At 54.7% G+C, this 25736-nt stretch carries 24 protein-coding genes and 1 tRNA gene; 16 read left to right on the forward strand and 9 right to left on the reverse strand.

All coding sequences use genetic code 11. From position 1 onward, the window contains the following. Window positions 1–69: 69 nt before the first annotated feature. Window positions 70–825, reverse strand: a complete 756-nt coding sequence (locus tag ACZ5ZS_RS08105; protein ID WP_188595571.1) for an SIR2 family NAD-dependent protein deacylase — start codon at window positions 823–825, stop codon at window positions 70–72. A 128-nt stretch (window positions 826–953) separates the two neighbouring features. Between ACZ5ZS_RS08105 and ACZ5ZS_RS08110 the strand changes: the two genes are divergently transcribed. From ACZ5ZS_RS08110 to gapN, 4 genes are all read left to right on the forward strand, one after another. Further along, window positions 954–2084, forward strand: a complete 1131-nt coding sequence (locus ACZ5ZS_RS08110) for an aminotransferase-like domain-containing protein (RefSeq protein ID WP_188595572.1) — start codon at window positions 954–956, stop codon at window positions 2082–2084. A 58-nt stretch (window positions 2085–2142) separates the two neighbouring features. Next, window positions 2143–2862: a hypothetical protein gene (locus ACZ5ZS_RS08115; RefSeq protein ID WP_188595573.1), complete on the forward strand. Its 720-nt coding sequence runs from the start codon at window positions 2143–2145 to the stop codon at window positions 2860–2862. 113 nt (window positions 2863–2975) lie between these two features. Further along, entirely contained in the window at window positions 2976–4124 is a 1149-nt protein-coding gene (locus tag ACZ5ZS_RS08120) for a TIGR04053 family radical SAM/SPASM domain-containing protein (protein ID WP_188595574.1), read from the forward strand. A gap of 97 nt (window positions 4125–4221) precedes the next feature. Then, entirely contained in the window at window positions 4222–5730 is a 1509-nt protein-coding gene (gene gapN / locus ACZ5ZS_RS08125) for an NADP-dependent glyceraldehyde-3-phosphate dehydrogenase (protein WP_188595575.1), read from the forward strand. Window position 5731: 1 nt separating this feature from the next. Here gapN and ACZ5ZS_RS08130 read toward each other — a convergent pair whose 3' ends face one another. From ACZ5ZS_RS08130 to ACZ5ZS_RS08140, 3 genes are all read right to left on the reverse strand, one after another. After that, window positions 5732–6103 carry a cupin domain-containing protein gene (locus tag ACZ5ZS_RS08130; RefSeq protein ID WP_188595576.1) on the reverse strand — a complete coding sequence of 124 codons (372 nt, stop codon included), beginning with the start codon at window positions 6101–6103 and terminating at the stop codon, window positions 5732–5734. 112 nt (window positions 6104–6215) lie between these two features. Further along, window positions 6216–6292: transfer RNA gene (locus ACZ5ZS_RS08135), tRNA-Ala, on the reverse strand. 38 nt (window positions 6293–6330) lie between these two features. Further along, on the reverse strand, window positions 6331–7101 hold the full coding sequence (locus ACZ5ZS_RS08140) for an HAD family hydrolase (protein WP_188595577.1): 771 nt from the start codon (window positions 7099–7101) through the stop codon (window positions 6331–6333). A gap of 407 nt (window positions 7102–7508) precedes the next feature. Between ACZ5ZS_RS08140 and ACZ5ZS_RS08145 the strand changes: the two genes are divergently transcribed. Further along, window positions 7509–8471, forward strand: coding sequence for an Lrp/AsnC family transcriptional regulator (locus ACZ5ZS_RS08145; protein WP_188595578.1), 963 nt, complete (start codon window positions 7509–7511; stop codon window positions 8469–8471). A 66-nt stretch (window positions 8472–8537) separates the two neighbouring features. Here the strand turns inward: ACZ5ZS_RS08145 and ppdK are convergent, their stop codons facing one another. Beyond that, entirely contained in the window at window positions 8538–11204 is a 2667-nt protein-coding gene (gene ppdK, locus ACZ5ZS_RS08150; protein WP_188595579.1) for a pyruvate, phosphate dikinase, read from the reverse strand. Between the two features lie 269 nt (window positions 11205–11473). Continuing rightward, complete coding sequence (locus ACZ5ZS_RS08155) at window positions 11474–12721, reverse strand: MFS transporter (RefSeq protein ID WP_188595580.1); 1248 nt, start codon at window positions 12719–12721, stop codon at window positions 11474–11476. 281 nt (window positions 12722–13002) lie between these two features. On the opposite strand from ACZ5ZS_RS08155, the gene acnA reads away from it, so the two are divergent. Both acnA and ACZ5ZS_RS08165 read left to right on the forward strand, forming a co-directional pair. Next, a complete protein-coding gene (gene acnA, locus ACZ5ZS_RS08160) occupies window positions 13003–15663 on the forward strand; it encodes an aconitate hydratase AcnA (protein WP_188595581.1) in 2661 nt (886 codons plus the stop codon). Between the two features lie 55 nt (window positions 15664–15718). Continuing rightward, window positions 15719–16465: a helix-turn-helix domain-containing protein gene (locus ACZ5ZS_RS08165; RefSeq protein WP_425445005.1), complete on the forward strand. Its 747-nt coding sequence runs from the start codon at window positions 15719–15721 to the stop codon at window positions 16463–16465. Window positions 16466–16553: 88 nt separating this feature from the next. On the opposite strand, the gene ACZ5ZS_RS08170 is transcribed toward ACZ5ZS_RS08165, so the two are convergent. Both ACZ5ZS_RS08170 and ACZ5ZS_RS08175 read right to left on the reverse strand, forming a co-directional pair. Next, window positions 16554–16898, reverse strand: a complete 345-nt coding sequence (locus ACZ5ZS_RS08170) for a hypothetical protein (protein WP_188595582.1) — start codon at window positions 16896–16898, stop codon at window positions 16554–16556. A gap of 54 nt (window positions 16899–16952) precedes the next feature. After that, window positions 16953–17357, reverse strand: a complete 405-nt coding sequence (locus ACZ5ZS_RS08175; RefSeq protein WP_188595583.1) for a hypothetical protein — start codon at window positions 17355–17357, stop codon at window positions 16953–16955. 398 nt (window positions 17358–17755) lie between these two features. On the opposite strand from ACZ5ZS_RS08175, the gene ACZ5ZS_RS08180 reads away from it, so the two are divergent. From ACZ5ZS_RS08180 to amrS, 9 genes are all read left to right on the forward strand, one after another. After that, the gene (locus ACZ5ZS_RS08180) at window positions 17756–18082 is read left to right on the forward strand and encodes an ATPase (RefSeq protein ID WP_229657608.1); all 327 of its coding nucleotides are present in this window, start codon (window positions 17756–17758) and stop codon (window positions 18080–18082) included. A 199-nt stretch (window positions 18083–18281) separates the two neighbouring features. Then, window positions 18282–19913 (forward strand): B12-binding domain-containing radical SAM protein, encoded by a 1632-nt coding sequence (locus ACZ5ZS_RS08185; protein WP_188595584.1) that lies wholly within the window; start codon window positions 18282–18284, stop codon window positions 19911–19913. 199 nt (window positions 19914–20112) lie between these two features. After that, window positions 20113–21165, forward strand: coding sequence for a DNA repair and recombination protein RadA (gene radA, locus ACZ5ZS_RS08190; RefSeq protein WP_188595585.1), 1053 nt, complete (start codon window positions 20113–20115; stop codon window positions 21163–21165). 45 nt (window positions 21166–21210) lie between these two features. Next, complete coding sequence (locus ACZ5ZS_RS08195; protein ID WP_188595586.1) at window positions 21211–21897, forward strand: restriction endonuclease; 687 nt, start codon at window positions 21211–21213, stop codon at window positions 21895–21897. Window positions 21898–22039: 142 nt separating this feature from the next. Further along, entirely contained in the window at window positions 22040–22519 is a 480-nt protein-coding gene (gene rpl7ae / locus ACZ5ZS_RS08200; protein WP_188595587.1) for a 50S ribosomal protein L7Ae, read from the forward strand. A gap of 3 nt (window positions 22520–22522) precedes the next feature. Then, on the forward strand, window positions 22523–22756 hold the full coding sequence (locus ACZ5ZS_RS08205) for a 30S ribosomal protein S28e (RefSeq protein ID WP_188595588.1): 234 nt from the start codon (window positions 22523–22525) through the stop codon (window positions 22754–22756). A 149-nt stretch (window positions 22757–22905) separates the two neighbouring features. Further along, window positions 22906–23280 (forward strand): SUI1 family translation initiation factor, encoded by a 375-nt coding sequence (locus tag ACZ5ZS_RS08210; protein WP_188595589.1) that lies wholly within the window; start codon window positions 22906–22908, stop codon window positions 23278–23280. Next, entirely contained in the window at window positions 23277–23669 is a 393-nt protein-coding gene (locus ACZ5ZS_RS08215) for a hypothetical protein (RefSeq protein ID WP_188595590.1), read from the forward strand. The genes ACZ5ZS_RS08210 and ACZ5ZS_RS08215 overlap by 4 nt, the downstream gene beginning before the upstream one ends. 4 nt (window positions 23670–23673) lie before the next feature. Continuing rightward, window positions 23674–24798: an AmmeMemoRadiSam system radical SAM enzyme gene (gene amrS / locus ACZ5ZS_RS08220; protein WP_188595591.1), complete on the forward strand. Its 1125-nt coding sequence runs from the start codon at window positions 23674–23676 to the stop codon at window positions 24796–24798. Here the strand turns inward: amrS and ACZ5ZS_RS08225 are convergent. After that, window positions 24795–25730, reverse strand: a complete 936-nt coding sequence (locus ACZ5ZS_RS08225) for an NAD-dependent epimerase/dehydratase family protein (RefSeq protein WP_188595592.1) — start codon at window positions 25728–25730, stop codon at window positions 24795–24797. The two genes, amrS and ACZ5ZS_RS08225, sit on opposite strands and share 4 nt — an antisense overlap. Window positions 25731–25736: the final 6 nt, after the last annotated feature.

Consider the following 25736-nt stretch of genomic DNA (forward strand, 5'->3'; position numbering starts at 1 on the left):
CAAATTAAAACTGCCCGGTTCTAATCAATAACTTCCTATTGGCTGGGTCTCGATATTCTTGGGGCTGGATCAACGCGTCATCTTGCTCTCCATTATCTTAACCACGTCCGGCAACGCGATCTCCGCTCTCTCCCTAATCACTAGATCCGCCTCATCATCCAGCTCCGTGGCGGATTCGTTTATTATGGCCACCTTGCCCCCGTGTTTCTTAACTATGAGGGGCAGTTCGTTGGCGGGGGCCACGGCTAGGCTTGTTCCCACGACGAGCAGTAGATCAGCGTTCTTGGCCATATAGAATGCCTTCATGTATTCCCGCCTCGGCACGTCCTCGTTGAATAGAACTATGTTGGGCCTCAGCACGGCGCCGCACTTGGGGCAGATTGGCGTGAACCCGGTCCTCCAACTGCTTATCGCTGTGGTTATGGGGACCACGGCGCCGCACTTGGGGCACGCGGCGGCGTCCAGCCTACCGTGTATTGGAACTACGGCGTTGGAGCCCGCCTTCTCGTGAAGCATGTCCACGTTTTGCGTTATTATGCCGCACAGCCTTCCCATTCTTTCCAGCTCTGCCAGGGCTATGTGTGCGGCGTTGGGCGCGGCGTCCCTCACGTATTGGTATATCTCCATCACGCAGCTCCACACGGCGTCTGGATCTACCTTCATCTCGTCGCCCGTGCAGTTATCCGGGCTCACCCTGCTCCAAAGCCCATTGGCGCCCCTGAAGTCGGGTATCCCACTGGCCGTGCTTATGCCTGCCCCCGTCAATGCCACCGCGCACTTGGCCTCCATTATCATGTCGGCCAGCCTCTCGTGCTGATTGCTCATCTATGATGATTCCGCGTTGTCGCTAATAAATGTTTTTTCGTTTTAATTAGTAGAAATCGCTCTTGATTGCATGGCTAGGATTAATATATATTTAGCAATGCTTAAATAGGTAAAGTAAATAGATGCGCGTGAAGCTATCGGAGAGATACGCGCACTTCGATACCAAGGTACCGGACATATTGTCTTGGGCCAGGGGCGGCGTCATAAACATGGCAGGCGGCATTCCAGATCCATCAACGATACTCCCCGAGATAGTCGACATAGCCATGGAAGTAGTCAAGCAACGCGGCGCCTCCGCGTTTCAGTACGGGGACTCACAGGGATTGCCGGAGCTTCGGGAAGAGATAGTGAGGCTCAAGGGCTTCGGGGATCCAAGCGGCGTGGTGGTAACTGTTGGAAGTCAAGAGGGGCTGGACCTGATTGGAAAGACATTCCTGGGCTCCCATGACGCCGTCGCCGTGGAGGACCCAACGTACTTCGTGGCCCTCCCAGCGTTCAAGACATACGCGTCCCGCGTCGTTCCAATACCTCTAACCGAGGAGGGGCTGGACCTGGATGGGCTGGAGGCAGCGGCTAGGGTCGGGCTTCGACTGCTTTACCTAATGCCCTCCCTCCAAAACCCGACGGGCAGGGTAATGAGCCTGGAGGAGAGGAAGGCAGTGCTGGAGCTGGCGGAGAGGTACGATTTCCAGGTGGTGGAGGACGACCCCTACAGCCCCCTAGCCGTATCGGAGCTCCCCCCAAGCATGGCGAGGCTAGGCGGCGACAGGGTTATTCACCTCTCCACGTTCAGCAAAACAATCGCCCCCGGCCTCAGGATTGGCTTCATAATTACTACCAATGAGGCCGCCTCCGCCCTAGCCAACGTGAAGAGCGCGACCACCATATCCACGCCCCCCATCACGCAATTGATAGCCGCCGAATTCCTGAGGCGGGGATTGATGGTTAAATCCGTTGAGAGGGCTAGGCGGCTTTACTGGGAGAAGCTGGCAGCCGCCTCCGAGGCCCTCAAGGCCTCCGGCGTTTCCTTCCAGGAACCGGTTGGCGGCTTCTTCATTTGGTTGAATGCCGGGGTGGACACGGAGGAATTGCTCCGCGCCGCGTTGAGGCTGGGAGTGGCCTTCATGCCGGGCCGCTTCTTCTCCGTCTCCGGCGGCTTCACCACTTGGCTGCGCATGAGCGTGTCTCAGACCACGGTCGGGGAGGCAAGAAGGGGAGTCAAGCTTTTGATTGAGGCGATTGAGTCGATCAAGAAATAGATTCGAGGCCTCCTTGTTCACAGATAGATATAAAAACTTTTCTTATTATCTATCCCCTATGTCATTACTTGCATTCATGCCTGAAATAATAGCTGCCCTAGCGGTGGCCCTCGCGGCCGTTCTAGTGATTTTGCTGTTGAGGCAGAGAGGGCAGAGGCAAGCCCCAAAGCAGCAATCCAAGGCACAAACGCCCCAGCAATCCAAGGCGAACCAGCAGAGGTCCCCTCAATCCCCTCCCCCCTCTCCATCATCAACGCCTCCACCCAAGCAGGGACTCCAAGCGGCGAGGCCAGCGGGCGATGTAAGGCCCATTCCCCCTCCTCCCCCTCCTCCCCCGCCCGATTCCCTGGGTAGGCTGGAGTCGCAGGTGAGCGAGCTGTGGTCCGCCTTGAAGGAGTTGAGCGAGAAGTTGGAGGAGGTGCGGGAGGAGGTGCGGGGGATGTCTAAGTCCCACATAGAGTATGCCTACGCGCAGGTGGGTTACATTCCATCCTCGCTGGATGAGTTGAGGGAGTTGTTGTCCCTGGATGGCATAGCAATAGTGGCCGGCGGCTCCGTGGTGGAGAGCAGCGGCTCTGTGGACAGCGGCTCGGCTGGGTTGCTGGATCAATTGGGGGCGAGCGTCTTGATGAGGGTCAGGAACGGGGTGTATGAGTACTTGATAAAGTTGAAGGATGAAAGGATACTGGTGATCTCTTCATCCAAGTATTACGATGAGAATTCAATTAACTTGTTGAAGACAATAGTAGAGCAGTACGGTGAGTACTCATCGCGTTGACCATCATTGATGCAGTGCGTGGAACTTCTCGTCACTGATCGGACCGTCCCCGTCTCAACACTGAGCTGGTCTCTTGAGGAAGCTATTTAAACTATTCGTTGATTCGCCGATCCATGCCGTTGGATCTAAACGAGCGCCCCATCCTGGTCTTCTGGGAAACCACAAAGGCCTGCCCCCTCTCCTGTAGGCATTGCAGGGCTAACGCCATATTGAAGCCGCTTCCCGGGGAATTGACCACCCAGGAGGGGCATCGCTTGATAGAGGACGTGGCCAGCTTCGGGAGGCCCTACCCCATAATAGTGTTCACGGGCGGCGACCCCCTCATGAGGAGCGATATATTCGAGCTGATAGGCCACGCCAGGGACCTGGGGGTGCCCACTGCATTGTCGCCGGCGGTATCATCGTCTATAAACGACGAGAACCTAGCCGAGATAAAGAGGCTGGGGGTCTCCAGCGTCTCCATAAGCCTGGACGGCGCATCGCCGACCACGCACGAGTTCGTGAGGAGAGTGGAGGGGCACTTCGAGAGGACGCTGGCCGCCATGAAGATGCTGAGGGAATTCGGCATACCGTTTCAAGTCAACTCGACGGTCATGAAGATGAACGTCGAGGAGCTCCCCCTCCTCTTCAAGTTGGTGAGGGACAGCGGGGCGAACGCGTGGGAGGTCTTCTTCCTCATACACGTGGGCCGCGGAACCGGGCTGGAGTCCCTTGATCCGGCGGAGGCGGAGGATGTGGTTAACTTCCTATACGATGCCTCGAAGTTCGGCGTGCAGGTGAGGACCGTGGAGGCGCCGTTCCATAGAAGGGCGGTTCTTCAGCGGTACGCCGTTGAGTCGGGTAAGGTAAGGGCTGAGATAAGTCTCGGCCCGCTCTACAAGCAATTGAGGCGCGGCCTGGAGGAGTTGGTGGGAGAACCACCTGGCCCGCCGGCCAAGCCCCAATTCGCCAGGACCAGGGATGGGAATGGCATAATATTCATTGGCTATGATGGGACGGTCAGCCCAAGCGGCTTCCTGCCCCTCTCCCTGGGCAACGTTAGGAAGGAGGGCCTCGTAAAGATATACAGGGATAACCCCGTGTTGAGGGCGATAAGGAGAGCTGAGTTCGGGGGCAGGTGCGGCTCGTGTGAGTATAGGTTCATGTGCGGCGGCTCCAGGTCCAGGGCATTCGTGGAGAACGGGGACCCGTTGGGGGAGGATCCTCTCTGCCCCTACGTCCCCGGCTCGCTCAACGTGCTAGGACCCCTCGGCGTGGAGTAGGGGAAGGTGTTATCCGTCCACTTGAGACGCACAGTGTGGACCGGATAGGCGGGTGTTACCTTAAAGGTTTAAATTGAAGGAGGGAAGTCCCCTCATTATGAAGGAATTACCACAGGAATTCAGCGGCATATATGAGGTAAGGAATGGAGTACCCGTATTCAAGGCTTACCTGGCCGGGGAGTGGGTGCAGGCAAGCGAGGTGCAGGACGTGCGCAGCCCCATAGATGGGAGCCTGCTGGCCAAGGTGCCGCGGCTGGACTTCCAAGCCATAGACGCCGCGCTTCAACGCATGCATGATGAGGGCAGGTTCGACATAAGGGACACGCCGGGCGAGAAGAGACTGGAGATCTACCATAAGGCGGCGGACCTCCTCCTTAAGTTCAAGGATTACTTCGTGGACGTGTTGGTGTTGAATAATGGAAAGACATACCCGGCCGCCGAGGGCGAGGTCAAGGCGGCGGCTGAGAGACTCAGAGTAGCCGACCTGGACGTGAGGAAGATATACGGAGAGTACGTTCCAGGTGATTGGAGCACGGAGACCCTGGAGGCGGAGGCCGTCATAAAGAGGGAGCCGCTGGGCGTGGTGCTGGCGATAACCCCCTTCAACTACCCTCTATTCGATGTGGCCAATAAGGTGGTGTACTCAACGGTGGCCGGCAACGCCATAATGGTGAAGCCCGCCTCCTCCACCCCCATAATAGCCCTAATGTTCGCCAAGGTGCTGGAGATGGCCGGCTTCCCCCGCCGAGCCCTCTCCATAATAACGCTCCCCGGCTCCCAGATGAGTAGGGCCGTCTCAGATCCGCGGGTGTCCGTGGTGTCCCTGACGGGCAGCACCGAGGCCGGGCTGGAGGTCATTAAAGCGGGCGGGATTAAGCAGTACATAATGGAGCTGGGCGGCGGCGATCCAGCAATAGTTCTATCTGATGCCGACATAGGCTCCGCCGCGTCGAAGATAGTTACCGGGATCACCAGCTATGCGGGCCAGCGTTGTGACTCCATAAAGTTCATATTCGCGGAGCCCCCGGTATACGATGAGTTGAAGCGGAGGATAGTGGAGGAGCTGAGCAAGGTGAGGGTGGGGGATCCAAGGGAGAGCGGCGTGACCATGGGCCCCCTAATAGATGAGGCCACCGCGGAGGAGGTAGTGAAGGCGGCGCAGGACGCTGTGTCCAAGGGCGGTAAGATCCTGCATGGGGGAACCAGGAGGGGGAACTACATAGAGCCGACGCTGGTTGAGGTGAGCAAGGACGTGCTCCCCAGCCTCTATCTCTACAAGAAGGAGGTGTTCGCCTCCATTGCGGCCATAACTGAGGTGAACAGCATAGATGAGGCCATTCGCCTATCCAACGGCCGCAGTTATGGACTGGACGCAGCCATATTCGGGGAGGACATCAACAAGATACGGAAATTAATGAGGCTGCTTGAGGTGGGGGCCATATACATAAACGACTACCCGAAGCACGGCATAGGCTACTTCCCGTTCGGCGGCAGGAAGGACTCAGGAGTGGGAAGGGAGGGCGTGGGCTACACGATAGAGTCAGTAACGGCGTATAAGAGCATAGTCTATAACTACAAGGGCAAGGGCATCTGGGAGTACATGTAACTCACTCAAGCACTGTTATCGACATGTCGTCCTCATACGATATCGTGCAAATGAACTCCGCCTCATCTCTCCCGGCGTTCTCGATGGAGTGCGGCTCCCCCGGCCCCGTGAAGAAGAAATCGCCCGGCCCCAAAACCCTTTCCTCCTCGTTTATCCTGACCCTCAACGCGCCTCTCAATATTACGACCGCCTCCGTGTATTTATGCTTGTGCAGCGGCATCCTGCCGCCGGGCTCCACCGTGAATCTCCTCACGGCGTACTTTGATGAACCATTCTCCTTTGTTATCAACCATTGAATGCGGAACCCGCGGGTTCCCCTTATGGTGGACCCCACGTCGCTGCTCGGCACGTCCCTTATCGAACCAAACAGCATGCATTAGCACTTAGGCCCGGGTTTTAAAGGCTCCTCCCAATCATTCCCCGAGCAGTTTTTCAGCGAAAATCCGCCCCTTCCCCCCATTTCTGATTTTACGATAGGATAACATTGGTGGACCGGCCGGGATTTGAACCCGGGATCTCCCGCATGCCAAGCGGATATCCTTCCAGGCTAGACTACCGGCCCTAAACCTCCCATTTTAGGCTCATTTTTTAAGGTTTTTCCTAGCACTTATCCAGCATGTGGGGAACCAGCGTCGAATCCATTGTCTTCCTTATCACGTATCCCCTGCACTTAATCGCCTCCAGGGGGCTCCCGGCCCCCCTAATGTACTCGCCCTCCTCATCGTAGAGAACAGCCACTGCCCCTGACATCAATGCGCCGGCGAAGTCCTCCGCGAAGTTATCGCCGACGTGCATCACGACGTCCGGCTCCCGGCCCTCTGCCAACATTGTGACGGCCGTGTCGAATATGTAGGGATGAGGCTTGGCGTAGCCCACCTCGTCGGCGAAGACGCCGTAATCTATGTACTTCTCAAGCCCGAACCTGTTCAGCACGGCCCTGGACGCCTTGCCTGGCCAAAACACCACATTGGACACAAGCCCGACCCGCCACCCCTCCTCCTTGAATATGGCCAATGCCTCCGAGGCGCCCTCTATGGGCGACATGTTGACGCTGTTGATCACCGTGTCCGAAATCACGTTGAGCAGATCGGATATGTATCTATCGCTGGGCCTTATGCCGTACTTCTTGGCCACCTTCATTAGGAGCTGCCTAACGTTCTCCGCGGGCGGGGACAGCGCCATACTGCTGGTTCGAGCCGCCTTCACCTCCCTCTCAACGGCCAAGTAGAACTCAAGCACTGCATTATACGAGACCTCGTAGCCCAACTTATTGAAGTACTTGGCAACGTTGCTCGCCACCTCGCTCCTCAATTTATCCGTGTACCTTATCAATGTATTATATACATCGAACGTCACAATGCGGATGGACATAAGGTACTTACTCGTTTCAAGTTAAAAAACCTTGCTATTTAAATTGAAACACCCCATTCAAGGAATCCAGCAGCAATGATCGGTTGAAAACCTTATAGAATGGGGAAGCTAATAGCGTTACCAATAATTGGACACGCAATTCATCCAACCATAAGACAGCCCCCGCCCTGAGACGTGAATATCATGTATTATTTAACCAGTTTATTGTTTCCCTTATATGAAAGGCTTGGACTGGTTCTGCCACTGATTCTGGGGGCTTGGTGGTCTACACGCCGGGCCCCCGCCTCATTAATGGTGGGATACGCGTGTCTTGCCGTGATGTTTCTCCTTTTAAATCTTGCTCCTCCGCCTATCGCTATCACCGCCGGCTTATCAGTTATTTATAGAGGTCGGCAATAGGCGAGCGCATGGATCCGGAGTTCGCGGAGCTGGTTATGGAGGCTCAGTACGATTTTCCAATAGTGGATAGGCCCTTCGAGGAGTTGGGTAAGAGGCTGGGTAAGAGCGAGTCCTGGGTAATGGATGCTCTCTCCAAGGCTAAGGAGAGGAATCAGTTGAGGAGGATAGGAGCGTTGACTAACTATAAGGCACGGAAGCAAATAGCGGCGTTAGTGGGCCTCCGGGTTCCCCTGGATAGGGTGGATAGGGTGGCGTCTGCCATAAACCTGGATAAGACGGTTACGCATAACTTCCTGAGGGATCATCCCAGGTACAGCATTTGGTACGTGACCAAGGCCCCCACCACCGCCGAGCTGGAATCCAAGGTAAGGAAGATAGTGGATGAGTTCTCCATAGAGGACCACGTTATACTCTACGCGGAGCGGACCTATAAGATAGATGTTAAGTTCGATGTGTTGAGGGGGGTCTCCCGGGCCAAGATGAGGATAATACCGGAGACTGTTCCAACGATAGAGGACACGGGCCTGCCCAGGCAGTTCTTCGACTCCATAAGGTCGATAAAGATAGTGGAGAGGCCATTCGATGAGGCGGCGGCCATCGTTGACATGCCCGTCGGCAAGCTGGTGGATCTGCTGAGCGACTTGAGGCAGCGCGGCGTGGTTCGGGATTTCTATGCAATGTTCGACCCGGATGCGGTGGGCATAAGAGAGAACTCAATGGTTGTGTTCAACGCCACCGATGCCCAATGCGAGGGCGCGGCATTAATAGATGAGTCGACCCACGTGGTGAAGAGGATACCGGTCCCGGGTAAGTGGGATTATAATTGCTACTTCATGATTCACGCCGCCAGCAAGGAGATACTGGAGGAAACGGTAAGGAAGAGGCTGGGCGAGTTGGGCGTGGGGGAGTACAGGTTGGTCTACAGCCTACGTAATCTGCTGTATGACATGGGCAAGAGAATCGAGGGCTAGTCCAGCCTGGTCCGTTTAAGTAATGAAGAGGAAGGCGTTGAATTAATGGCTGCGGCGGAAGCACGCTCAATACTCGTGCTTCTTTGGGGCCCTCCCGGTTACCTTAAGCGAGATCTGGGCCGCCGCCAGCCTGGCCGCTGGAACCCTGTAGGGCGATGCGCTAAAGTAATTGAGCCCGTCGCCCACGGCAGATCCAAGTATCTCTATCGACTTGGGGTCTCCCCCATGCTCCCCGCATATGCCTATCTCGATGTCCTTCTTCGCGTTCCTGGCTAGCTCTATTGCCATCTTCATCAGCTTCGCCACCCCTCCGGCATCTATGGTGGTGAAGGGATCGTAGGGAAGCAAGCCAAGCTCCAGGTACTTGCTCATGAACTTGTTCTCCACGTCGTCCCTGCTGAAGCTGAACACTGCCTGGGTCAAGTCATTTGTTCCGAAGCTCATGAAATCCACCCGCCTCGCCACCTCGTCGGCGGTCAAGCACGCCCTGACGGTCTCCATCATGGTTCCCACCTTGAATTCAATGGATCGCCCGCTGGCCTTGAATGTCTCCTCGGCTGTGGGCTTCACGACGTTGCTCACGACGTAATCCAATTCCTTGGCCTCGGCCACTTGGGGAATCATTATCTGAACCCTAACGTCTCTCCCCATCTTGGCCAGCTCCACCCCGGCCTCCAGTATGGCCCTCACCTGCGCCCTATATATGTCAGGGAAGGTTATTCCAAGCCTAACTCCCCTGTGCCCCATCATCGGGTTAGCCTCCATTAATGCCCTAACCCTGGCCAGCATCCTCTCCTTCTCCTTATCCGGGGCTCCCCTCGCCCTGGCCCTCTCCACCTCGCTTATCAACTCGTCGAGGCTGGGGAGGAACTCGTGGAGGGGCGGGTCGAATAGCCTTATCGTGACCGGCAACCCCTCCATTACTCCCAGTATCTCCATGAAGTCTTGCCTCAGCATTGGGATTAACTCGTCCAGCAGCGACTTCCTCTCCTCCTCGCTCTCCGCCAGTATTATGCGCCTGAACAGCTCCAGTCGTCCCGGCGCCCTGAACATCCTCTCCGTCCTGAGAAGCCCTATCCCCCTCGCCCCGAACTTCCTGGCTATCGATGCATCCTCCGGCGTGTCCGCGTTGGCCCTTATGCCGTATATGGACACGGAGTCCGCCAGGTCTAGGAACTCGAAGAACTCCCTGGGCAGCTTGGGCTCCACCGTTCCAACCTTCCCCGCGTAAACGTTGCCGCTGAAGCCATCTATGGTGATCCAATCCCCCTCCCTCAGGACGGAGTCGCCGACTCGCATCTCCTTCCTGGAGTAATCCATGCGTATCTCCTCCGCCCCCACCACGGCCGGCTTCCCAATGGCTCTGGCCACCACGGCCGCGTGGCTCGTCATGCCTCCCCTGCTGGTCAGTATGCCCACCGCCGCGTAGAAGCCGTGCACATCATCTGGCTTGGTCTCCTCCCTGGCCAGTATCACCTTCTCTCCCTTCCTGGCCCACTCAACGGCGGAGTCAGGGTCGAACACGATCCTTCCGCTCACCGCTCCCGGGGATGATGGGAGGCCCTTGGCGAGGGGTTTCGGGGCGTTCGCCTCGTCTATTCGTGGGTAGAGCATTTGAGTTATGTGGTCCGGCTTCACCCTCATCACGGCCTCCTCCCTCGTTAACACGCCCTCCTTGTACATATCCATGCTTGTCTTCACCATCGCTATCGGTCCCATCTTGGCATTCCTGGTTTGGAGGAACCAGAGCTTTCCCTTCTCTATGGTGAATTCCACGTCCTGCACCTCCTTCTTATGCCTCTCAAGCATCTTGGAGTACTTATACAGCTCATCATAGACCTCCGGCATGTCCTCCTTAAGCTTCGATATTGGCCTGGGCGTGCGGATCCCCGCCACCACGTCCTCTCCCTGGGCGTACGGCAGGTACTCGCCGTACAGCTCGTTCTCTCCCGTGGATGGGTTCCTCGTGAACAGCACGCCAGTGGCTGATCTCCAATCGGCGTTGCCGAACACCATCGACACTATGGCCACCGCGGTGCAATCAGCTATGTCGGGAGTTATCCTATTGGCCTCCCTGTAGAACTTCGCCCTGGGGGAGTTCCATGACTTGAAGACGGCATCTATGGCCAGCTCCAACTGCTTCCAGGGGTCCTCCACCAAGTACCCAACATCAGCCTTGTATATGGCCTTGTACTCCTCTATCAATTCCTTTAATCCCTCCACCGGTATCTCGGGGTCCTCCTTAACTCCATACTTGGCTTTAATCTTGTTCAACGATTCATTGAATCTCTCCTCCTTTATTCCGAGCACTATCTTTCCAAACATGGAGAGGAACCTCCTGTAGGCGTCAAGCGCGGCGTGCTCGCTGTTTATGTACTTGGCTAGGCCCTTCACTGTTTCATCGTTCAACCCTAAATTCAGCACCGTATCCATCATGCCCGGCATGGAGACCGCCGCGCCCGACCTGACGCTGACCAGCAGTGGGTTGGCGGGGTCCCCGAACCTCCTTCCCATCTTCTCCTCAATTCTATGCATGCCCGTCCTCACCTCCTCCATCAATCCATCCGGCAGCTTATTGTCCCTGTAATACTTCTTGCACGCTTGAGTGGTTATCACCAGGCCATAAGGAACGGGGAGGCCCAGCTTGGTCATCATGACCAGGCCGGATGCCTTGCCTCCCAGCAGCTTCACGTCATCTGGATTAGCCTCATCGAACATGTATGTATACTTCATGTGTTTATTGGAATAAATGAGGTAAATAAGCTTTAAGCATTAGATAGATTAAGGCATGCCAAACGACGCGGTGGTGGCGCGACGCGCATGCCCAGGGCGTTGGATCGCCCCCGCGACTCCCCATCCAAGGACCCGCTCCTCGGCTTCTGAATCTACCTCGCCTGCGCATTCGCCGTGAGGGGAGTCATGCCTCAATCAAGTGATTTTCCTTTTCCATTTTTGGCTGCGATCGATGGGGCTCCGCGCATTCCGTGCATGCACGCGTTGAATCAAGCATTCCTTGCTCCCTCGTTTACCTGCTCAAGCGTTCTGAATCTGGTCTCCACGCCGGCTAGGTACCACGTCAATGCGGCAGCGAAACCCAGTCCCCATAATCCGGCGTTGTAGATTATATATTCATTTATTGTGAAGCCAGCCGTGAAGAAGATAGACGCCATGTATATGACATAGGCCGAGGCCCTAACAGCCGCAATCCCAATGGATCTGGTCCTGGTCGGAAATAGTTCCGGTTCAAGCACAACCCTAGCGGCCCAGCCCAGCTCTCCGAATACGCCGTTGATCAGCAGCAGTAGCAGGAAGGTCATTAAGTTGCTAGGCATGAGCAGCAATTGAGGTATGAATAACATCATCGTTATGAATCCCCCCAGGTAAGCCATTAAGGTAAACGATTTGACGCCGATCCTCCTAAGCATTATTATGCCTACCGCGCCGCCCACGGCCTCTCCCAGGTTATATAAGAACACTATCCATGATGTTAACCTCGGAAATAAGTAGGGTCCCATTACCAAGGCCAGTAGAGCGTAGGTAAGCACGATTGTTATTGCCATGGATGCAAGGACGAATATCCTCAGCCTTAGGCTGCTTGAACCAATTAAGTTGTTTTTCCTGCTTGACCTGAACAGCATCCAGCGGTAGGATTCCGGTATCATAAATCTAGTCAACAGCATTATGGCTAGGGCCACCCCTATGGTCGCGCCGTAGAATTCCCTCTGTAGGTTAATTGACATGCTAGTTACCAAGGCCAAGACGGCGGCCACTGCCGCGCCTATGTTAGCCGAGTTGGTCACACCAATGAGCACCTCCTCCCTCCTTCTTGTCGGCATCATCTCGGCCAGATAGGCCAATGCGGTGGGCTCCTCTCCTCCTAGGCCAAACTCGGCCATCGCTATTCCAGCCATTAATCCATACACGTTGTTGGCGGATAATATGAGCAATGCACCAATGCCGTAGAGCGCGAGCGTCACCATGAAGGTATACTTCCTGCCATACGAGTCCGAGAGCTTGCCTACCGCTAGATTACCCGCAGTTAATGCGGTCGGCGCCGATAGTAGGACGTATTCAACCATGTCTTGCGGCACGAAGGGCCATCGAGTGGTCAGGGGCGCCAGCGCCAGCAGGAAGCCCCATAGGAACATTCCCAGAGATATCGATATTATTGCCATCCATTGATTAATGCCCAATCCGCCGGCGTCCAGCGACTCCAGTTCTTCCCAGCCCGGCCTTTCGTTATTATTCATAGGTTATTTATGTCAAATAAATAATTTATAAGCATTGCAGCACAGCCCAATGCATATGGATCGCGGCGGCCCACGGGATTAATTTCGAAAATGAGATGAATACAGGCCTTGATGAAATGACGACGAGCCTCGCCCTTAAGGGCGGGGGAGGGGGTCAGGTTGAATGTAATGGAGAAATGACATAGGTTGGGTTCATATCGATGCAGGAAAACGCCCGCCAACTGAAACGCCCGTTGGAAAATGTTTTTAATTCGGGGAGCCCGTCTTTCGCCCGATAAATCATGTTCGACACCTCTCTGGTAAAGCAAAAGATGGACGTGCATCCAAGGCCAACAATATGGAGCATAAATGCACTCGAGAAGGAGGGCTTGGCCAAGGTATCGAAACTCCCCATAACCATAAAGATATTGCTTGAGAACATGTTGCGGAACTATGATGGAAAGGTCGTGACGGAGGAGGACGTGATGGCGGTGGCCAACTGGAGCCCCAGCGGCTCCGATAAGGAGCTCCCATACAAGCCGGCCCGCGTCATAATGCAAGACTTCACCGGAGTTCCATTGGTGGCCGACTTGGCTGCAATGCGGGACGCGGTGAAGAGGCTGGGCTCGGATCCCGGTCGAGTCAATCCAATAGTCCCCTCGGAGCTCGTCATAGATCACTCGGTTCAGGTTGATTACTTCGGCACGGGATACGCGCTCGACATGAACATGGAGAAGGAAATGGAGCGCAACAGGGAGAGATACATGTTCCTGAAGTGGGCTCAATCCGCCTTCAATAATATGCGGATAGTGCCGCCTGGGCGCGGCATAATTCACCAGGTAAATATGGAGTACCTGGCCAGGGTCGTGTTCGTCTCCGACACCGGCTCGGGGCCAATTGCTTATCCGGACACGGTAATAGGAACGGATTCGCATACTACCATGATAAGCGGCATAGGGGTTCTGGGTTGGGGAGTGGGCGGGATCGAGGCGGAGGCAGTGATGCTGGGCCAGCCCCACTACATACAGGTTCCCCAAGTGGTTGGAGTGAAGTTGACGGGAGAGTTGCAGGAGGGAGTCACCGCCACGGACTTGGCGCTCACCATAACGGAGCTCCTAAGGAAGAGGGGAGTGGTCGGCAAGATAGTTGAGTTCTACGGTCCCGGCTTGAAGTACCTGCCCACTTGGGATAGGGCAACTGTGGCGAACATGGCTCCCGAGTACGGGGCAACCACGGGATACTTCCCTGTGGATGAGGATACCATGAAGTACTTGGCGCTCACGGGCAGGGATGAGGCGTCCCTCAAGCTGGTGGAGCAGTACCTCAAGGTGCAGGGAATGTTCCACACAGGAGATGAGGAGCCCAATTATAGCGAGGTGATTGAGGTGAACTTGGATAAGGTAGAGCCATCCATAGCGGGTCCAAGGAATCCCGAGGAGAGAATACCGTTGAAGAAGGCGAAGCAGGCCATGACTGAGTTGATACTATCGTTCAGCAAGGAGAAGAAGGAGGTTCCGGTCGAGATAAACGGCACCACGTCGACGCTGACCCATGGGTCCCTTATAATAGCCGCCATAACCAGTTGCACCAACACGTCGAATCCCACGGTGATGCTGGGGGCGGGCTTGGTTGCAAAGAAGGCGGTGGAGAGGGGCCTCAGGGCGCGGCCCTACGTCAAGACTAGCCTGGCGCCGGGCTCCACCGTGGTTACCGAGTACCTGAAGAACTCTGGCCTACTGCCTTACCTAGAGGCCTTGAACTTCCACGTGACGGGGTACGGTTGCACCGTGTGCATTGGGAACACGGGTCCAATACCGGAGCCCGTTGCCAAGGCCGTGAGGGATGGGAATCTCTACGCCACCGCTGTTCTTAGCGGCAATAGGAACTTCGAGGGCAGGATACATCCATTGGCCAGGGGCGCGTTCCTGGCCTCCCCAATGCTTGTAGTGGTGTACGCTTTGGCGGGGAGAATGGATATAGACCTCTATAACGAGCCCATAGGCATCGATCCCAACGGTCGTCCCGTCTATATGAGGGATATATGGCCAACCATGGCTGAGATAAAGGAGGCCATACAGAATGCCCTAGTCCCCGAGCTGTTCAAGGAGAAGTACTCAGACGTATTCAGGGGCAATCAATTGTGGGAGCAATTGAAAGCACCCAGCGGTGAGCTGTATGCTTGGGATCCATCGTCCACCTACATACGGAAGCCGCCCTTCTTCGACGACGTGTCGCTGGAGCCCAGTAAGGTTAGCAGCATAAAGGGCGCCCGCGTCCTCTTGTTGTTGGGGGATAGGATAACCACGGATCACATATCGCCCGCCAACGCCATACCAATCGATAGCCCAGCCGGCAAGTACTTGCTGGCCAATGGAGTGAAGCCTGAGGACTTCAACACATATGGTTCCAGGAGGGGCAATCACGAGGTAATGATGAGGGGTGGGTTCAGCAACGTGAGGCTGCGCAACCTGTTGGTGGATAGGGAGGGCGGTTGGACCGTGTATCTTCCAACGGGGGAGGTGATGAGCGTCTACGATGCGGCCATGAAGTATAAGGAACAGGGGATTCCCCTCATAATACTGGCTGGAAAGCAGTACGGCACCGGCAGCTCCAGGGATTGGGCGGCCAAGGCGACTTACTTGCTGGGGGTGAAGGCAGTGATAGCGGAGAGCTTCGAACGCATACACAGGAGCAATTTGGTTGACATGGGCGTCCTGCCGCTTCAATTCAAGGATGGTCAAGGATGGAAGTCGCTCGGCTTGACCGGTAAGGAGGTCTTCGACATACTTGGAATAGAGGACATATCGCCCCATAAGGAGTTGACGGTAAGGGCGACGGGACCCGATGGTAAGGTAATCGAGTTCAACGTGATTGCCAGGCTCGACACGGAGGTGGAGGTCGAGTATTACCGCCATGGCGGCATACTGCCCTTCGTGATGAGAAAGATAATAAGCTCTTCTTGAGAGATCGTCGAAATCGGAGGGCAATATTTATATTTTTAATAGACAATAGTCGATAGTGCACAACATAGATAAGGGCATAGTGGATGACATAGCGGCCCGAATAGCGGGCGAAATAGTTCTCTCCGAGTCCCCGGGGAAGGCCATGAGGAAGTGGCGCGAGTACTTCGGCTTGTCCCAGATAGAATTGGCTGTGAGACTAAACACGACGCCGAGCGTGATAAGCGATTATGAGTCGGGCCGCCGTAAGTCGCCGGGGGCTAGGTTTTTGAAGAAATTCGTGGACGCCGTCCTCGGCATAGAGCTGGAGAGGGGCGGTTACAAGATACAATTGCTGATCCAGCAACTATCCCTGGGCGAGAAGTACTGGCTCGCAGTGATAGACATGCGGGATTTCTACTCCCCCATACCCTTCGATACGTTCCTGAGGAGCATAAGGGGAACCGTTATAGTGCCCCCGCCGGTCGACTACATGGACGTGCATGGATACACGGTGGTGGATAGCATTAAGTTGATACTGGATGTTCCATCCCATGAATACTTCAAGCTATACGGAACCACGACGCAGCGCGCCGCCATATTCATCAACGTGAAGTACGGCCGTTCCCCTCTAATAGCGCTGAAGTCCATGATGGCGTTCGCCAACTTCAGGCCATCGGTCATTATACTCCACAACGTCGAGAGGCCTGATTACTTGGGAATAGAGATAGCTAGGAAGGAGAGGGTGCCCCTCGCCATAACAAACATGCCGATGGATGAAATGCTGGAGCAATTGAGGGGTCTAGGCAAGAAAGAGGAGGGCTAGCGACCCACGCCGCTTTTGCTCCCCGGTCCATGAGCTGAACGACTCAGCCGTTGGCTTTCCAATCACTCCTCATCAAAGGGAACCCACATCACAGCGACAATGCCCTATACATCCTTAGCCAAGTGTACAGGCTCTCCCCGCCCGCCACCAGCTTCTCTCTCATGGCCTTATAGGCAGTTATGTATCCCCTATGCACTAGGTAGGCGTAGAACGCGTTCATTTTAGCCCTAACCACGTTGGGCTTATCGGAGTTGCTGGAGAGAATCGTTATGTTATACGCGTACTTCTCCATCAATTCCTTATCGGCCCTGGACCACTTCTGGTACAGCCTCTCCAGGCTTAGGAGGAACTCGTCTATATATTGCTTATAATTATCCTTCACGTTTCTCTCCAACAATGTGCCGACCCTGTTTTTCCAATCCACTTCGCTCATGGAAATTCAATTATCCGGCGGCACTTTATAAAGGTTATTGAAAATGTTGACGAGCTACCGGTCGCCGTTGCGGATAACAAGCCTAAGTCTGGTCTCCAGCCTCCTCCTCCAGATGGGGTCCCCCGTCACCCTCAGCATCACTAAGTGAAATAAGAGGTCCACCGCTATTCCGGCGTCGCTGGGCCTTCCAAGCACGTACCTAGCGAGACCCGCCTCGCTCAGCCCGCTTCTAACCAACTCGATCAATGCATGGCTGGGCCGTCCCCGCATGTATTGCGCATAATGCGTGGTGGCCAGCACCGAATTGATTTGAGGCTCGCCGCCCCTCAGCAGATCCAGGTAGGGCTTTCCACAAGGCAATCCAGCCAACTTATCGGCTACCGAGGAGGGGTCCCCTCCATTGGCCGCCGCCTCAAGCGCCTCCTCCATCAACTCATTGGTTTCCTCCAGGCACTCCATCACGGGAATCCCAGCCCGCAGCAATTAAGCATTAACGGCATGATGCTGAAGCGGAGCGGGACAAAAAATGATCAAAAAGCAAGCCTCGCTCCTTCTAGGGGCTGGGGTGTGTTTTCAGGTCATGTTTTGTTTGGGTTTTTTTGTTTCTTGCTGGTCGACTCTCTGAGGATGGGGGGCTGGGGCCGACTACCCCAGCAATACCAGTAGGGGAGGGGGCCGAGTAGCGCCAAGGGGGCGTAACCCCCACCCCCAGACCCCGGGAACCCCCCTCAAGGGCGGGGAAGGGGTCAGACGCGCCTATTATTTTGCTTGATGGCAATCGGCTCATCAAAATTCGCCTCGTGTGGCCGCATAAGAGTTATGCTTAAAAATCGGATGAGGATGGTTACGCGAATAGTATGATAAGTCGAAATAAATGGAGGAGTGCATTAATGATTTCCGCGCTGGCCGTTTTGGCCGCCGCCATGTTGGTTAGCGCCAGTTCAAATGCAACTGCCTCCTCTACCACCGCCTCCAGCAGCGGTGAGAAACTAATTGGAGCTGGCCTGGCCTTCGGGTTGGCAGCCGGGGGGGCCGGCGTTGGAATGGGGACTGCCGGAGCCGCCATAGTATCAGCATCCCTTGAGAAGAGGGATATGGTGATGTTCCTGTTGGTGCTGGCATTCGTTGAGACCATAGCCATATACGGCATAGTCATTGCCATCCTAATAATGTCGCATCCATAACTCGGCTAACAATGCAAAAATTAAGTAAAATAATGTTTCATCCTGCGGCAAACTGCCTACAACAAATTAATCGATGTTTGTGGAGGAAGGATGAGGTCGTTCCTTGGGAAGGGAGGGGGGTCCTACCTTGATCCCGCCGTCCCCGCTTTCCGTGCTTAGAGGCAAAAAATATTTATTATGGGTATGAGGAAGCAAATCTATGGTTTTAGCGAACGATGGTTTTGATGTTGTTTTGACAACAGATAGATCCATGATGAGTAACTATCACGGCAAGGAATTCCTGGGCTTCCTATCCACCGGTCCCATATTTGTCACGCTTGGGCCCTTCTCCTTCCTCTCTGAGAAGTTCCATGAGTGGCTTGCAGAGCCTAAGGTGAAGACGGATAAGTTGGGCAGGCCCGTGCAGGCTCCCTATGGCATGAGGAAGGTGGAGGCGGCGTTGATAGATGCCGGAATAAGGGCTGCCATAATAGACCCAGATCACGTCGACAAGTACCTGAATAGGGCGAAGGTGTTGATGTTGAGTCACCATGATTACTTCGGCTTGAATCCCCCCTCCTCTACTTGGGCCGTTATAGTTGGGAAGGAGCCCCTCAATGCATTGACTTTCAAGAAATTCATGATGAGAATAAAGCCGAAGATAGATGAGGCAAAGGCTAAGAATGGTTTGAAGGTATTCGTCGGCGGTCCCTCCGCATGGCAGTGGCTTTACTTCCCGGAGTTGATGAATTACTTCGGAATAGATATGGTGTTCGACGGCGAGGCGGAGAAGTTGGTTGTAGACATGGTTGAGAGAGCCATTAATGGGGAGCCTATTCCCAAGTACCTATACGTGGGCAGGAGGGACGTGCCCAGCGTTGATGAGATATCCACAATAAAGGGAGCCAGCGTGAATGGATTAATAGAGATAGGAAGGGGTTGCCCACGCGGCTGCTCGTTCTGCTCAGTTACCCTACGACCCATGCGTTGGTATCCCCTCAGCAAGATAGAGGAGGAGTTGAAGGTCAACGTCAGGAACGGCGTCGTTAATGGGCTGATACACTCAGATGATGTTCCCCTATATGGTTCCGACTCCATAGAGCCAGACATGGATAAATTGATCGCCCTTCACAAACTGGTTAAATCCTATTACAAGACTATTGCCTGGAGCCATACAACGTTGGGAGGCTTCCTGTATGGGGAGACGAAGTACAAGATGGGGACCAGGCTGGCGGAGATAATAGAGGACGAGAACCAGGACTGGTGGGGAGCCGAGGTGGGCCTCGAGACCGGCTCTAGGCGGCTGGCAAAGATGATAATGCCAGGCAAGGCTGCTCCCTATAAGATAGAGGATTGGTGGACCGTGGTAACAGAGGGCCTCTCCGTAATGCATGAGGTGAAGCTGATACCCGCCGTTACCATGATAATAGGACTGCCCGGAGAGACGCCGGACGACGTCATGGAAACCATAGAATTAGTGGATAGGATGAGACCCTACAGGAGCTTGCTGGTCCCGCTATTCTACGTCCCAATGAATCACGTGCGGAGCGATAAGGGCGGTTGGCTTTATAAGTACAACTTGCTCCCGGAGCACATAGAGTTATTGAAGGCGGTCTTCCACCACAGCATATACTGGGCGAAGGATATAGTGAACAAGTTCTACCTAAAGGGAGCCATGAATGCCCCCGTGAGAGCCGCGGTTAATTACTTCATCAATTACGTGGATAAGAGGGTCAGCAAGCTGGAGGATCAACTGGATGAGATAGTGGAGAACATGAGCAAGCAGAGAAGCGAGACAAAGATGACCCCCGTCAAGCTAATAAACGAGATAGAGTCCTCCGCTAGCAAATGATGAGCTACGGGTCTTTGTGGATGCAGTGACGAGCAAATTAACGCACTGATGTCCTTGTGTTTCTCAATGAAGTATCGCCAGTGAATGGAATGTAGCCCTCAAGGCATCGGGGAACCCCTCGAGGCTGAAGGTCGGGGCTGGTTCCTTTTCCTAGTTAGGTTTTTAAACAAGGGTTTAAATCAACCTATCGTTGAGGACAATGCCTAGAAGAAAGGATTCCTTAGAGGGAGAAGAGGAAGGGGAGTTGCAGGACGAGACTACTGGTGAGGATGGAAGCGCGGTTGTGGAGGAGCAGTCGTCCGGGTCGTCAACTGAGGAGGCCATAGATGTGGAGGAGATAGATGGCGTGGGTAAGGTAACTGCGCAGAAGCTGCGGGAGGCCGGCTTCATGAGTGCTAGGGACGTTGCCTACGCTAGCATAAGGGATTTGCTTGGGGTAGTTGGAAGCGAGGATAGGGCGAAGCAAATAATTCAGTCAGCGCAGAGGTTGATAGGGCTGAAGTCATTTGTAACGGCCTTCGAGGTTTACGAGAACAGGAGGAGCGTTAAGTACATATCCACGGGCGTCAAGGCATTGGATGAGCTGCTGGGGGGCGGCATAGAGACCCGTGCCATAACGGAGCTCGTCGGCGAGTTCGGGGTCGGCAAGACGCAGTTGTGCCATCAATTGGCCGTCATGGTTCAATTACCGGAGGATAAGGGCGGGTTGAGGGGCAAGGCGTTGTATGTCGATACGGAGAACACGTTCAGGCCGGAGAGGGTGGTTCAAATAGCCAAGTACAGGGGACTGGATCCGCAGGAGGCGCTTCGCAACATATTGTACGCACGCGCCTATAACAGCGATCACCAGATGATAATAGTGGACGAGGCCAAGAAGATAATAGACTCTGAGGGGATAAGATTAATAGTGATAGACTCTCTGGTGGCTCACTTCAGGGCGGAGTATCCAGGCAGGGAGAACTTGGCCGAGAGGCAACAGAAACTGAATCACTTCATTGGGCAGCTGCTCAGGATAGCGGATCTATACAATATAGCCGTCGTGTTCACCAACCAAGTAATAGCGCAGCCCGACGTCTTCTTCGGCAATCCCCAAAAGCCGGCTGGGGGTAACGTGGTCGCGCATGGAGCGACTTATAGGCTTTGGCTGAGGAAGAGCAAGGAGAACACCAGGATAGCTAAGATATTCGACTCGCCCATGCATCCGGAGAAGGAGGCGCTTTTCCGCATAGCGGAGGAGGGGCTTCTGGATTAAGGGCGAAAAGTATTTCTCAGACCCTGACCCTCAAATCATCCATTCATGAATGAAGTAGGTCATCACGTGAGGCATAGATTCGTGGAGGCCCTTTTTAAATTAACAAGCGAATCCAACACTGTTTTCTCGATTGAGTCGATACTGAATGAGTCATTACTCGACGAGGAGGAGGTCATGTCCGTGCTGAATACCTTGGGAAGCGAGGCATCGAGGATTGGAAATTATTGGAAATTGACGGTTCCCCGCCTCTTCGCCGCGCTGGAGCTGGATCCATCGTGCATCGGCAATTTGATCGACTCCATTGATTGGAGGGAGTTTGAGGGATTGGTGGCCTTCATACTGGGCCGCTGGGGCTATAGGACCATGAATAACGTGAGGCTGCGGCTCGGAGGTCAGCTGATGGAGATAGACGTGGTGGGGATAAAGGGTGACCGGGTCGTTTTGGTGGAGGCAAAGAGGTGGAGGAGGAATGCCATGAAGGGAGTCGTGGAGGCGCATTTAAGGAAAGCCGAGGCGATGCGGAATGATTGGATGAAGGTAGCCAGGAAGCTTGGCCTACCCCTCAGCGAGGCCCGCATCTATCCCGTGGTGGTGTCGTGGAAGAGGGAGGAGGGAAGCTTCGCACTGCCCGTCGTTGACATAACTTCTCTAAACGGATTGGCGTCAGCCCTCGATTCAACGCCCGATGCATTGCCGAGCCTCCGCGCCTCCATGAACAGTCTAGACCTGTGAGGGAGCGCGTCAATTATTTAGTTCAGGTTTGGGGAGGGGATGGTCATCTACACGACTCGTCGTATCTGCCCTCCATTAGCCTCCATGGTTGCCTCTGTGCGGAAAATTTTTAACTGCTTATTGTATGGCTCGTTGAGGGTAGATGAGCTCGATAGACCCGAGGACCTTCTACGGGAATCCGCCGCAGGGCAAGCCATTCTATGTCAGGTTCGTGGTGCCGCCCGAGTTGGCGGAGAAGGCGTACGAGGTGCTCAGCCTAGCTAAGCAGAGCGGTAAAATAAAGAAGGGAAGCAATGAGGCCACCAAGATGATAGAGAGGGGAATGGCAAGGCTGGTCCTAATAGCCGAGGACGTGGATCCGCCCGAGATAGTGGCCCACCTGCCCCTACTGTGCGAGGAGAGGGGCGTGCCCTACGTATATGTTCCAAGCAAGGAAAAGCTCGGCAAGTCGGCTGGAATAGAGGCCACGGCGGCGGCCGCTGTAATAATAGAGCCGGGGCAAGCTTCCCAGCAATTGGATGACTTGATAACTCAATTGAATGATGTCAGGGCCAAGGCGGGCTTGAACCCAGTTCAGCCACAGCAGAGACAGGAGGAGCAGCCGCGCAGGCAGAGGCGGTGATAGATGTCCGCCGAGGAGAAGTTAAGTCCCTATGAGGATGCCTCGGCCGCCGTCGTAGTGCAGATACTGGATAGGACGGGAATTGCTGGGGAGGTCAGCACGGTTAGGGTTAAGATACTTGAGGGCAGGGATAAGGGCAGGGTAATAGCAAGGAATATAAAGGGTCCCGTGAGGGTTGGCGACATACTCATGCTGAAGGAGACTGAACGCGAAGCGCGCAAGCTGTCCGCCAAATAAATGCATGCTTCCTTTAATGTTAATGAAAATAACAATTATTTCAAATCAATTATAGCTTCCCCATTGGAGGCGCTCGCGGGGGCTCTCGTGGGGGAGGCGAAAATCTTTTAAATGAGTGAATTGTTTTAGCCATGGGGGTATAGTAAGGCATGTCCGATGAGGGAATAATCGGAGATAAGCAGGACGATGTGGAGAGCCTGCTCTCATCCCTTTTGGGAACAAATGAAGAGGTAACTGAGGAGATAGCCAAGGAGCAAGCCACGGTAAGGATAAGGGCGGAGAAGCGTAGGAGTCATTACGTCACCGTGATAGATATAGACAGCAGCGACATAAGGAAGCTCGAAATAGATGAATTAACAAAGGAGCTTAAGAAACGGTTGGCCGCGGGGGGCACCATAAAGGATAATAGAATAGAGATACAGGGAGATCATAGATATAAGGTAAGGGAGATATTGAAGGAATTCGGCTTCAAGCCTGAGAACATATTCATCGACGAGAACGTGATAGTGGTAGAGAAGAAGTGAGTTACCTGGAGAGGGACTTGGACGCGGACCTTGCAAGCGTATCCCCTGATAATGCGAGGGAGATATGCCTGAAGATCCTTGACTCGGCGTCACAGCTTCTGGGCCTTGGCATTAGGGTTAGGGAGCCGCGGGATGCCTGGCTCGTCATGGGGCGAATAATAGAGCTCAGCAATGAATACGTGCTGGCACGTTTCTTGGCTGAGGCGTTGGAGTTGGATAACATGATGGACGTGAATCCGTTGATCAAGGACATGGCTGTGAGGGATTTCCTTGTTTGCGCTGAGAAGACCAGGATGATGGTGCTGGAAATGGCGCGGCGCGGGAAGAGCTGGATAGAGATAGCCCGTGAACTGGAGGGAACGGTTAATAAGGAGGAACGCGGTTCATAGTCTCATGAAGGAGGCCCAGCTCTATAGGAGCTTAGGAGGTGGGGTGGTGCAGTGCACTGCCTGCCCGAGGAGGTGCAAGGTATCGCCCGGTCTCTGGGGCGCGTGCGGCATTAGGTGGAACATAGATGGGAAGCTTTATTTGATGAATTACGGCCGCATAATCGCCGCCCACATAGATCCAATAGAGAAGAAACCACTGTTTCACTTTAATCCGGGCAGCGCGGTTTTTTCAATAGCGACCACGGGTTGTTCCTGGTTTTGTCAATACTGCCAGAACTCCGACATAAGCCAGAGAAGGAGGGTGGAGGGGTTTGAGGTGACGCCTCAATTGTTGGTGGATTTGGCGTCCGCCTATGGGGCGCATGGCTTTGCCTATACCTATAATGAGCCGACTATATTCATTGAATTCGCGAGGGACGTGGGGCTCCTAGCCCATGAGAAGGGCCTCTTCAATTCGTTCGTGAGCAATGGGTACATGACGGATGAGGCGATAGAGGTTGCCTCTCAGTTCTTAGATGCCGTGACGGTGGATCTCAAGGGCAACGCAAATGAGTCCTTTCTAAGGCGATTCGTTGGGGTTCCCAGCCCGGAGCCCATATTTGAGTCGATTAAGGCCCTCAAGGAGCGGGGGATTCATGTGGAGATAACCGACTTAGTGGTGCCTGGGGTGGGGGATGATTTGGGAGATGCCAGGCGGGTCTCCCGGTGGATAGTGGATGAGTTGGGGCCTGAGACGCCGGTTCACTTCCTCCGGTTCCACCCGGATTACAAGATGATGAACGTGCCTCCGACGCCTGTGGAGACATTGGAGAAGCATGCTAAGGTAGCCATTGATGAGGGTTTGAAGTATGTCTATATAGGAAACGTGCCTGGACATGAGCTGGAGAACACCAGGTGCCCAAGCTGTGGCAGGGTGATCGTGCGCAGGTGGGGCTTCAGGATCTTGGAGTGGAATATAGAGAATGGAAAATGTAAGTACTGCGGCGCGGCAATAAACATTAAGGGCGAGCTGAAGCCGACGTGGCGGGAGGATAGGTTTGTTCAAGTGCCGATACATCTGTTCTCCAACTACACTGAAGTTAAGTTGAGCGACGTGAAGGGGATGAGGATTATTGGGGAGGAGGCCTAATCCAGCCCAACCCCCGCCTCCTCCAGTCTCCTGAGGAATAACGCGTTGCCGGCCACCTCGTCCTCCCTAAACCCAACGCTTCCCAACAGCCTCCTGGTGCTGGAGCAATCGTACCGCACCCCAGCGTACTTGGCCAGTCTCCTAACGCTGCCGGGCAGCGCCAGCATGGCAAGCCGGGCGGGCATGGGTACAGCAATGCGGCGACTGCCCAATGCCGCCGCCATTATGCTTATGAACGATTCCACGGGCACCGGCTCGCACTCTGTGAGGTACATGTAGAGCCCCCTCGGTTTGGCCCGTATCAATGCATCCACGGCCGCTGCCAAATCAACAGCGCTTACCGCGCTGACCCTCACCCCTATCTTGGGTATGAATCCAACCTTGGCCGCCCTATACATGAGTCCCCACTCGCTGTGGGCAGCATACCTGCCGTAAACCAGTGTTGGCCTGAGCACAGCAAATGGATACCCACCCCGCCCAGCCTCCTCGAAAACGACCCTCTCCCCCTCGCACTTGGTCTCCTCGAATTCATTGCTTGGCCGAGCGCCTTCGCAGTGACGCTCTTCCTCCCTCACTAAGCTACCCCGGGGCCCCAACGCGTTGGACGCGCTTATGTGTATCAACGTGCCCCCGCTTCCCGCCTTAGCCATCGCGCTCGCTATGGATCTTGGCACATCGACGTGGGCCATCCTCAGGTTCCCGCTTAATGCCCCCACAGCATTCACTACGGCATCCGCGCTCGAGACCAGGTCAACTAATTCATCCTTGACTGGATCCACCTTGATCAATCTAGCCCTGCCCTCCAGAATAGAGGCGTACACCTTCTTTACCGGAGTGAGGCTTCTGTAAGTAACCGTTACATCGCTTGACTCCGATAGCTTAATTGCGATATGGGTCGCTATGAAGCCCAATCCAAATATTAACGTCCTCACGGAGGG

Source organism: Thermocladium modestius (genome assembly GCF_055398215.1).

What these genes read in the sequence shown, in the direction of transcription:
- ACZ5ZS_RS08105 (WP_188595571.1), bottom strand. Translation starts at nt 825, where the DNA reads ATGAGCAATCAGCACGAGAGGCTGGCCGACATGATAATGGAGGCCAAG.
- ACZ5ZS_RS08115 (WP_188595573.1), top strand. Translation starts at nt 2,143, where the DNA reads ATGTCATTACTTGCATTCATGCCTGAAATAATAGCTGCCCTAGCGGTG.
- ACZ5ZS_RS08120 (WP_188595574.1), top strand. Translation starts at nt 2,976, where the DNA reads ATGCCGTTGGATCTAAACGAGCGCCCCATCCTGGTCTTCTGGGAAACC.
- gapN (WP_188595575.1), top strand. Translation starts at nt 4,222, where the DNA reads ATGAAGGAATTACCACAGGAATTCAGCGGCATATATGAGGTAAGGAAT.
- ACZ5ZS_RS08130 (WP_188595576.1), bottom strand. Translation starts at nt 6,103, where the DNA reads ATGCTGTTTGGTTCGATAAGGGACGTGCCGAGCAGCGACGTGGGGTCC.
- ACZ5ZS_RS08140 (WP_188595577.1), bottom strand. Translation starts at nt 7,101, where the DNA reads ATGTCCATCCGCATTGTGACGTTCGATGTATATAATACATTGATAAGG.
- ACZ5ZS_RS08145 (WP_188595578.1), top strand. Translation starts at nt 7,509, where the DNA reads ATGGATCCGGAGTTCGCGGAGCTGGTTATGGAGGCTCAGTACGATTTT.
- ppdK (WP_188595579.1), bottom strand. Translation starts at nt 11,204, where the DNA reads ATGAAGTATACATACATGTTCGATGAGGCTAATCCAGATGACGTGAAG.
- ACZ5ZS_RS08155 (WP_188595580.1), bottom strand. Translation starts at nt 12,721, where the DNA reads ATGAATAATAACGAAAGGCCGGGCTGGGAAGAACTGGAGTCGCTGGAC.
- acnA (WP_188595581.1), top strand. Translation starts at nt 13,003, where the DNA reads ATGTTCGACACCTCTCTGGTAAAGCAAAAGATGGACGTGCATCCAAGG.
- ACZ5ZS_RS08170 (WP_188595582.1), bottom strand. Translation starts at nt 16,898, where the DNA reads ATGAGCGAAGTGGATTGGAAAAACAGGGTCGGCACATTGTTGGAGAGA.
- ACZ5ZS_RS08175 (WP_188595583.1), bottom strand. Translation starts at nt 17,357, where the DNA reads ATGGAGTGCCTGGAGGAAACCAATGAGTTGATGGAGGAGGCGCTTGAG.
- ACZ5ZS_RS08180 (WP_229657608.1), top strand. Translation starts at nt 17,756, where the DNA reads ATGATAAGTCGAAATAAATGGAGGAGTGCATTAATGATTTCCGCGCTG.
- ACZ5ZS_RS08185 (WP_188595584.1), top strand. Translation starts at nt 18,282, where the DNA reads ATGGTTTTAGCGAACGATGGTTTTGATGTTGTTTTGACAACAGATAGA.
- radA (WP_188595585.1), top strand. Translation starts at nt 20,113, where the DNA reads ATGCCTAGAAGAAAGGATTCCTTAGAGGGAGAAGAGGAAGGGGAGTTG.
- ACZ5ZS_RS08195 (WP_188595586.1), top strand. Translation starts at nt 21,211, where the DNA reads ATGAATGAAGTAGGTCATCACGTGAGGCATAGATTCGTGGAGGCCCTT.
- rpl7ae (WP_188595587.1), top strand. Translation starts at nt 22,040, where the DNA reads ATGAGCTCGATAGACCCGAGGACCTTCTACGGGAATCCGCCGCAGGGC.
- ACZ5ZS_RS08205 (WP_188595588.1), top strand. Translation starts at nt 22,523, where the DNA reads ATGTCCGCCGAGGAGAAGTTAAGTCCCTATGAGGATGCCTCGGCCGCC.
- ACZ5ZS_RS08210 (WP_188595589.1), top strand. Translation starts at nt 22,906, where the DNA reads ATGTCCGATGAGGGAATAATCGGAGATAAGCAGGACGATGTGGAGAGC.
- amrS (WP_188595591.1), top strand. Translation starts at nt 23,674, where the DNA reads ATGAAGGAGGCCCAGCTCTATAGGAGCTTAGGAGGTGGGGTGGTGCAG.